The 8,075-nt window shown below is 66.6% G+C and carries 7 protein-coding genes; 2 read left to right on the forward strand and 5 right to left on the reverse strand.

What is annotated here, in order from left to right:
• Nucleotides 1-2: 2 nt before the first annotated feature.
• From SP6_RS09015 to SP6_RS09025, 3 genes are read right to left on the reverse strand one after another with little or no spacing between them, the layout of a single operon-like run.
• On the reverse strand, nt 3-1,670 hold the full coding sequence (locus SP6_RS09015) for a hypothetical protein (RefSeq protein ID WP_042468874.1): 1,668 nt from the start codon (nt 1,668-1,670) through the stop codon (nt 3-5).
• A gap of 10 nt (nt 1,671-1,680) precedes the next feature.
• On the reverse strand, nt 1,681-3,252 hold the full coding sequence (locus SP6_RS09020; RefSeq protein ID WP_037569647.1) for a hypothetical protein: 1,572 nt from the start codon (nt 3,250-3,252) through the stop codon (nt 1,681-1,683).
• 31 nt (nt 3,253-3,283) lie between these two features.
• A complete protein-coding gene (locus SP6_RS09025; protein ID WP_007406430.1) occupies nt 3,284-4,504 on the reverse strand; it encodes an argininosuccinate synthase in 1,221 nt (406 codons plus the stop codon).
• 148 nt (nt 4,505-4,652) lie between these two features.
• Here SP6_RS09025 and SP6_RS20060 point away from each other — a divergent pair, with 148 nt between their 5' ends.
• On the forward strand, nt 4,653-5,024 hold the full coding sequence (locus SP6_RS20060; RefSeq protein ID WP_050794219.1) for an EF-hand domain-containing protein: 372 nt from the start codon (nt 4,653-4,655) through the stop codon (nt 5,022-5,024).
• Nucleotides 5,025-5,259: 235 nt separating this feature from the next.
• Here SP6_RS20060 and SP6_RS09035 read toward each other — a convergent pair whose 3' ends face one another.
• A complete protein-coding gene (locus SP6_RS09035; protein ID WP_007406435.1) occupies nt 5,260-6,627 on the reverse strand; it encodes an ammonium transporter in 1,368 nt (455 codons plus the stop codon).
• Nucleotides 6,628-6,641: 14 nt separating this feature from the next.
• Nucleotides 6,642-6,980 (reverse strand): P-II family nitrogen regulator, encoded by a 339-nt coding sequence (locus SP6_RS09040; protein WP_007406466.1) that lies wholly within the window; start codon nt 6,978-6,980, stop codon nt 6,642-6,644.
• A 227-nt stretch (nt 6,981-7,207) separates the two neighbouring features.
• On the opposite strand from SP6_RS09040, the gene SP6_RS09045 reads away from it, so the two are divergent.
• Nucleotides 7,208-8,023 carry a formate/nitrite transporter family protein gene (locus SP6_RS09045; RefSeq protein WP_007406454.1) on the forward strand — a complete coding sequence of 272 codons (816 nt, stop codon included), beginning with the start codon at nt 7,208-7,210 and terminating at the stop codon, nt 8,021-8,023.
• Nucleotides 8,024-8,075: the final 52 nt, after the last annotated feature.

Genomic DNA, 8,075 nt, shown 5'->3' on the forward strand with positions numbered 1-8,075 from the left:
GCTTAATCGTCGTCCTTGTCGGGCGGGGTGCTGCGCCGCGCAGGGGGCGGGCGACGATCGTCCTCGGGATTGGGCCGGCTCAATATCTCATAAGCGGTAGGGTCGATGATCGGCCGCCGATCGTCGATCCGGTAGAGCACATCGCGGCCCGAGCGCCAGATCGGCGTCATGCCCCGCGTCAGTGCCTCGTCATAGCGCGGCGGATGGACCAGCCAGACATAGTCGAAGGCATCGCGCGGCAACAGCTTGAGCGCGGTCTCGATCGGCCGCCACCATTGGCCCCGGCAGCGGCGCTGGGTCACGATCTCCGACGGGTCATGCGCGAACCGCTTGGCGGGCGCATAGCGAACGGTCAGCAACTGGCCCCCCGCCATCGACCATTGGTCATTGGCATAGGCGAGCTTGCGCTCCAGCGCGAGGCCGGCGACATGCTCCAGCCGGCTCGACGGCCAGACATCGGCGCAATATTGGCGGCCCACGAAGGTCAGCAGACGCGCACGCGGCGGCACATGATCCAGCGCGGTCAGCACCCGGTCATAGTCATTGCTGTACATCACATAGCTGACCGTGGTCGCCCCGATCCGCACCACGAAGAACAGCAACCCGACGATCGCCAGCGTCGAGGCGCCTCGGAAGGACAGCCCGCGCCGGGGCCGCAGCGCGATCAGCGCGATCGCGAGCACATAGGGGGCGAGGCGCATATCGGCATAGGCCGAGCCGAAGACGATGCGCGGCAACAGGACATAGACGACCGCCAGGAACGCCGCCGACAGCACCAGATTGCGCGAATATTCGACCCGTTCGTCGCGCACGCCCTTGAGCAGCACGAGGAACAGCACGGTCACCGAGGCAAGGTCGAACGCCATCCAGCGATCGCGCAGTGCCATCGTCACCCAATTGATCTTCCAGCGCCAGTTGAACCAGTCGCCGGTCTGGCCGGTGACATGCTCGCCCGACCGCCACAGCACCATGAGCACCATGGGCAGCGCCAGTGGGATGCAGCCGATGCCAGCGTGGAAGGCGGATTCGACCCATCCCTTCAATCCACGCGCGCCGCGTGCCCGGCGGATGTCGTGCTGGCGGATCAGCTCGGCCGAAAAGGCCAGCACGCCCAGCACGCCCCAGCCAAAGGTGTGCGCCAGCCACAACAGGCAGGACAAAGGCACGAACAGCACCATGCGCAACCGCACCGCGCCCAGCCGTCCCATCCGCAGCCACAAAGCGAACAGGTTGAGCGCCAGCGCCATCGACAGCGCGAAGTTTACGAACCCGAACTGGAAGGGGTAGCTATAGGCCAGCGGCAGCGCGAACAGCGCGGTGGCGGGAATGCGCCCCTGAACCTCGCGCGCGATCCAGAGGAGACCGGTGACGGTCAGCACCGGAATCGCGATCACGATCAGCTTGACCGCCAGTTCCAGCCCGAAGATCGGCGCCAGCGGCTCGATCAGCAGGTCGATGCCCAGATTGCCGATCATCTGCCATTCGAAATGATACCACTGCGCCAGCCAGGGCTGGTCGGCATATTCGAGCTGGACCCGGTAGCGCCCCATATGGCCGGCCAGATCGACCAGCGGCGGTACGGTCGGCCAGAGGAGCGGCACGGCGGCCAGCAGCGCCATCGCCGCCACAAACCACCGCGTCTGCCACCAGTTGAGCTTTCCCCCGTTCATCCGTCGGTGCCTAGCGGACCGAAGGGGGCTTGGACAAGCACCGGCCGCGCCGAACGCGATAGACGGCGGAATCCCCCTTTGCCCAGATCGGGACCAGATCGGGGGAACGCGCCCGCCCCACAGGGAAACCGATCGTCCAGACCGCATCGAAGGTACAGCGGTTGAAGTCGCGGATCGCCTCGTCGAAATCGGTCGCCCGATCCTCGCTTCCCGGCGGGAAGACGAAGGAGGAGGGATCCTGATCATAGGGCGCGGCCCGACCGAGCCTGGAGCGGATCAGATGCTGACCGGGGACGGCCCATTGGGTGTTGGTGAAGACCCCGGCACGCACGATCGCCAAGCCCGCGACATGCCAGCGTCGCGGCGCGGCCCAAGGCGCTTCGCCACTGGCGTCCGTCAGGACCAGCACCGCTCCGCCTGGCGGTAGCGCGGCGATGGCGCGCCAGTCGCGCTCCTGTCCCTGCGTCAATTGGGCGAAGGCCAGCGTCGTGCCGACCAGCCGCGCCACAAAGAACAGCGTCCCCAACACCGCCAGCCGGCCTGCCAGATCCGGTGCGCGCACCCGCACCGCCAGCAAAAGCAGCATCGTCGCCGGTGCCAGCATGCGCATGTCGAGATAGGCGCCGCCCCGATACGCATAGGGCAGAACCAGGAAGATCGCGAAGCCGATCGCGGCAGGCACGCCAAGAACGGGGCGAATTGCCAGGCGGCGCGACCGGAGAACGGCATAACCAAAGAGCAGCAGCACGACCATGGCCGCCGCATCCCAGGCCAGCCAGCGCTCCTGTAACAGGGTCAACAGCCATCGCGCCTTGTAGACGAGCGCCCAGCCCCCGCTCTCCCCGGCCACTTGGTCGCCGCCACCACGGATCATCCACAGCGCGGGCAGCGCCATGGGGGCGACCATGACGGCGGCACGGCCCAGTGCGCCGGGCCATGACTCCCCCTGTTCGCCCCGCCGCCCTATCTCAGCGCCGAAGGTATAGGCGACCAGCATCGCCCAGCCGAGCGCGTGGCACAGCCAGATGACGGGCGCGATGACGGCGAACAGACCGATGCGCCAGGCCGGGGCATGCGTCTTCGCCAGCCGCAACCAAAGCGCCAGCGAGAGCAGGACCAGGGCCTGCGCTAGCGCAAAATTGACGAAACCCATCTGAAAGGCGGAGGCATAGGCCAGCGGGAAGGCCAGCATCGCGCTGGCAGGCAGATCGCCATGCACCGCGCGAGCCAATGCGATCATGCCCGCGACCGTCAGCGGCGGGATCGCCAGAACCGTGAATTTGGCGGCAGGCTCGATCCCGATGCCGAACAGCCCGTGCAAGGCTAGGACGATCGCCTCGACACCCAGATTGCCGACCGCTGCCCAATGCACCTCATAATAGCGCGACAACGGCCCTCGCCCCGCCTCGGCGAGGATACGATAGCTGCCGATATGGTCGCCCATATCGGTCAGGGGCGGCACGGCGGCCCAGAGCAGCGGCACCGCCGAGAGAAGAATACAGGCCCATAAGAAGGGGCGGGACTGCCACCACAGCCCCGCCCGCTTGTCGGGCATCCCATCCTGACGGCGATCCATACCCATGATGTGGCTGCCAGGACGGGTTGGCTGGAGATCAGATCCGGTCGCGACGGCCCAGCAGGCGCAGGCGCAGCGCATTGAGCTTGATGAAGCCCGCCGCGTCGCGCTGGTCATAGGCGCCTTGGTCGTCTTCAAAGGTGACGACCTTTTCCGAGTACAGGCTGTACGGCGACTTGCGGCCCGTCACGATCGCCTGACCCTTGTACAGCTTCAGCCGGACGGTGCCCGTCACCTTCTCCTGGCTGTAGTTGACGGCGGCCTGCAGCATCTCGCGTTCCGGCGAGAACCAGAAGCCGTTATAGACCAGCTCGGCATAGCGGGGCGCCAGTTCGTCCTTCAGATGCGCGGCACCCCGGTCAAGCGTGATCTGCTCGATGCCGCGATGCGCCAGCGCATAGATGGTGCCGCCCGGCGTCTCGTACATGCCGCGGCTCTTCATGCCGACGAAGCGGTTCTCGACGAGATCGAGGCGGCCGATGCCGTGCTTGCGGCCCAGCTCGTTGAGCTTGGTCAGCAGCGTCGCGGGCGAGCACGCCTCGCCGTTCAGCGCGACGCCGTCGCCACGCTCGAAATCGATGGTGATCGTTTCGGGCTGATCGGGCGCGTCTTCCGGATTGACGGTGCGCGAATAGACATAATCGGGGACCTCATCCCACGGGTCCTCCAGCACCTTGCCCTCGGACGAGGTGTGCAGCAGATTCGCGTCGGTCGAGAAGGGCGCTTCGCCGCGCTTGTCCTTCGACACCGGAATCTGGTGCGCCTCGGCGAATTCGATCAGCTTGGTGCGGCTGGTCAGGTCCCATTCGCGCCACGGCGCGATGACCTTGATGTCGGGGTTCAGCGCATAATAGCCCAGCTCGAAACGGACCTGGTCGTTGCCCTTGCCGGTCGCGCCATGGCTGACCGCGTCGGCATTGACCATCTTGGCGATCTCGATCTGGCGCTTGGCGATCAGCGGCCGCGCGATCGAGGTGCCGAGCAGGTACAGCCCCTCATAGAGCGCATTGGCGCGCATCATCGGGAAGACATAATCCTTGACGAACTCCTCGCGCAGATCGTCGATGAAAATGTGCTCGGGCTTCACGCCCGCCATCTCCGCCTTCTTGCGCGCGGGCTCCAGCTCTTCGCCCTGGCCCAGATCGGCGGTGAAGGTCACGACCTCGCAGCCATAATGCTGCTGCAGCCACTTGAGGATGACGCTGGTGTCGAGGCCGCCCGAATAGGCGAGGACGACGCGCTTGATATCTTCGCTCACGGCAAAGTCCTTACGAAGAGGGGATGGATTTGCCTCGCGCCCTATGCGCTGTCGCGCGCCCACGCAACCTTGGCGTGGCCTCGTTCATTCCCCCGACAGCCAAAGGCCGTCAGGAGCGGCCGTGATGATCCGTTCAGGAGCCTTTTTGATGACCCGTTTCCTCGTCGCCGGCCTGGTCGCCGCCACGCTTGCCCTGCCCGCCATGGCGCAGGACACCCGCGCCTCGGCCGCCGCCAAATTCTCGCGCGAGTTCAAGGCGCGCGACACCAACAAGGACGGCGTGCTGACCAAGGCCGAGGTCAAGGCCGCGATCCTGCGCATGGGCGCGGGCAAGCAGAAGATCGACGCGGTCCATGCCCAGCGCCTTGCCGACCTGTGGTTCGAAAAGGCCGATGCGAACAAGGACGGCAAGGTGACCGAGGCCGAGGCGCAGGCGCTGCTGTCGCGAACCTTCGACGAATATGAAGCCGCCAAGGCGGCGCAGGCCAAGGCACAGCCGGCGGGACCGAAGGGGCGGTAAGGCCGCCGCCTTCGGTCCACCTACCCCCACCCCCGTTCAGCCTGAGCGAAGTCGAAGGCCACGCCGCGCCCTAGCCGCGAGCGATCCCCGTGCACTTCGACTTCGCTCAGTGCGAACGGATGTTTGGAAATCCCCCACCCACAAAAAAAGGCCCGGTGCGTTGCCGCACCGGGCTTAGGTCGTCCGCAGGAGGAACGTCGTGGGGTACGGGGGTTCTTGGCGCCCCCGCTCCCGATCAGTTGTAGGCGCGTTCCCCGTGCTCGCCGAGGTCGAGGCCTTCCTGCTCGACTTCCTGCGAGACGCGCAGCCCGGTGATCGCCTTGGCGACATACATGGCGATGACGGTGCCGATGGCGGCCCAGACGATGGTGGTGCCGACCGCGCCGAGTTGGACCAGCAGCTTGGCGCCCATGTCGTAATCCGCCGCACCCGGGCCGCCCAGCGAGGGGGCATAGACCACGGCGGTACCGATCGCGCCGACCATGCCGCCGATGCCGTGCACGCCGAAGGCGTCGAGCGCGTCGTCATAGCCGAGCTTGGGCTTAAGCACCGAGACCGCGTAGAAGCAGACCACGCTGGCGATCGCGCCGAGCACGATGGCACCGAACGGGCCCGAGTTGCCGGCCGCCGGCGTCACCGCGACCAGACCCGCGACGATGCCCGAGCAGAAGCCCAGCGCCGACCCCTTATGCCCCGCCAGACGCTCGGCGAGCATCCAGAACAGGCCGCCGCTGGCGGTGGCGACGAAGGTGTTGATCATCGCCAGACCCGCCGAGCCATTGGCCTCCAGCGCCGAGCCGGCATTGAACCCGAACCAGCCGACCCACAGCAGACCCGTGCCGACACCGGTCAGCGTCAGCGAGTGCGGGGGCATCGGCGTGGTCGGATAGCCCATGCGCTTGCCCAGGATCAGCGAGGCGACCAGTGCCGAGACGCCGGCGTTGATGTGCACCACCGTACCGCCCGCGAAATCGAGCGCGCCCGCCTTGAAGAACAGGCCCGACGCCGCCCACACCATGTGCGCGACGGGGAAATAGACGATGGTCAGCCACACCGCGACGAACGCCATCACCGCCGAAAACTTCATCCGCTCGACCACCGAGCCCAGGACCAGCGCGGCGGTGATCGCGGCGAAGGTCATCTGGAAACAGATGAAGACATATTCGGGGATCTCAACGCCGGCGGTGAAGGTCGCCGCCTGGCTGGCGGGCGTGACGCCCTTTAGGAAGGCCTTGCCCAGACCGGCGATGAAGTTGGATGCGCCCCCCGACACGTCCGGCCCGAAGGCCAGGCTATAGCCGTACATCACCCAGATCAGCATCGCGAGGCAGGCTGCCGCGCCGATCTGGGTCATGGTCGCCAGCATGTTCTTCGCGCGGGTCAGGCCGCCATAGAACAGCGCCAGGCCCGGCAGGATCATCATCATGACCAGCACGGTCGCGGTCATCATCCAGGCGGTGTCGCCCTTGTTGACGGTCGCGGCGGGCGCGGCGCTCGCCGGCGACTGGAGCGCGGCGGCATCCTGGGCCCAGGCGGGCAATGCGGCGAAGAGGGCGATGCCAAGGCCGGTCGCCCCGCTCGCCACACGCGTGAGGTGCTTCATCAAATCCCCCCTTCTCAGAGCGCCGAGTCGTCGGTTTCGCCGGTGCGGATCCGCACGGCCTGGCCGACATCGAGCATGAAGATCTTGCCGTCGCCGATCGCGCCGGTGTTGGCGGCGGCCTGGATCGCTTCGACGACGCGGTCGGCGATCTCGGTGGCGCAGACCACCTCGATCTTGATCTTGGGCACCATGTTGGTGCTGTACTCGGCTCCGCGATAGATTTCGGTCTGCCCCTTCTGGCGACCGAACCCCTTGACCTCGGTGACCGTCATGCCCGCCACACCCAAGGTGGTCAGTGCCTCGCGCACTTCGTCCAGCTTGAACGGCTTGATGATGGCAATGATCAGCTTCATTGCGCCCCCTTTGCGTTACCCGCTGACATGATCTGCAATGCCCGTGCCAATTTACAATTTGGTGACTTTTCCGTGTCGGCGGCATGGGGCGGCGAACCTCCGCGCGCCCTTCTGCCCATCAAAAAATCAGCACGGGGCCATCACTGCCCAAATTTCAGGCAGCATCGGGAGCAAAGCCGCCCGCCACCGGTTGGCCTGTCAGAGAGGTGCAAAAAGGGAGGTCGATCATGGCCGATATATCAGGCGAACCGCTGGCCGGGACGGTGGCCGACGCCCTGGCCGAACGCGGTGAGGCGAAGGCGGTATCGGTGCTGTGGCTCGGCATCGCGGCGGGCTTGCAGATCGGGTTTGGCGGGATCGCCTATCTGGTCGCCAGTGCGGGCATGCCGTCGGGATCAGGGGCGACGCACCTGCTCGCCGGGCTCGCCTTTTCCAGCGGGCTGATGCTGGTGATGGTGACCGGGGCACATCTGTTCACCGGCCATGCGATGCTGTCGCTGCCGCTCGCGCAAGGGCGCGTGACCGGAGCGGGGCTGGCCAAGGCGCTGGGGCTGGTGTGGCTCGCCAATCTGGTCGGCAGTCTGATCGTGGTCGGCCTGTTCGTCGCGGCAGGCGGACCGGAAGCGGTGGACGGCGCGGTCGCCGCCATCGCGCGCGAGACCGCCATGTCCAAGATCGCCAAGTCGAGCTTCACGCTGATCGCCTCGGGCATCCTCGCCAATATGCTGGTGTGCCTGGCGGTCTGGATGGCGAGTGGCACGACATCGGTGGCCGGCAAGATCGTCGCGGTGATCGCGCCGATCACCCTGTTCGTTGCCGCCGGGTTCGAGCATTCGATCGCGAACATGACGCTGCTGCCGCTCGGCTGGGCGCTCGACCCGGTGGCGGTACCGATCGGGGGGATCGCACATAATCTGGCAATGTCGACGCTGGGCAATCTGATCGGCGGCGGTGTGATCGCGCTGTTGCTGGGTGCGGGGCACGGGGCGTTAGCCAAGCCTAATTCCTCCCCTTTGAGGGGAGGTGGCAGGCCGCAGGCTTGACGGAGGGGTGTCCCGGCTTGCGAGGACGGGCTGTCCTCGCAAGCGGCGACAC

Origin of the sequence: Sphingomonas paucimobilis NBRC 13935 (assembly GCF_000739895.2) — a bacterium.
Taxonomy (GTDB): Bacteria; Pseudomonadota; Alphaproteobacteria; order Sphingomonadales; family Sphingomonadaceae; genus Sphingomonas; species Sphingomonas paucimobilis.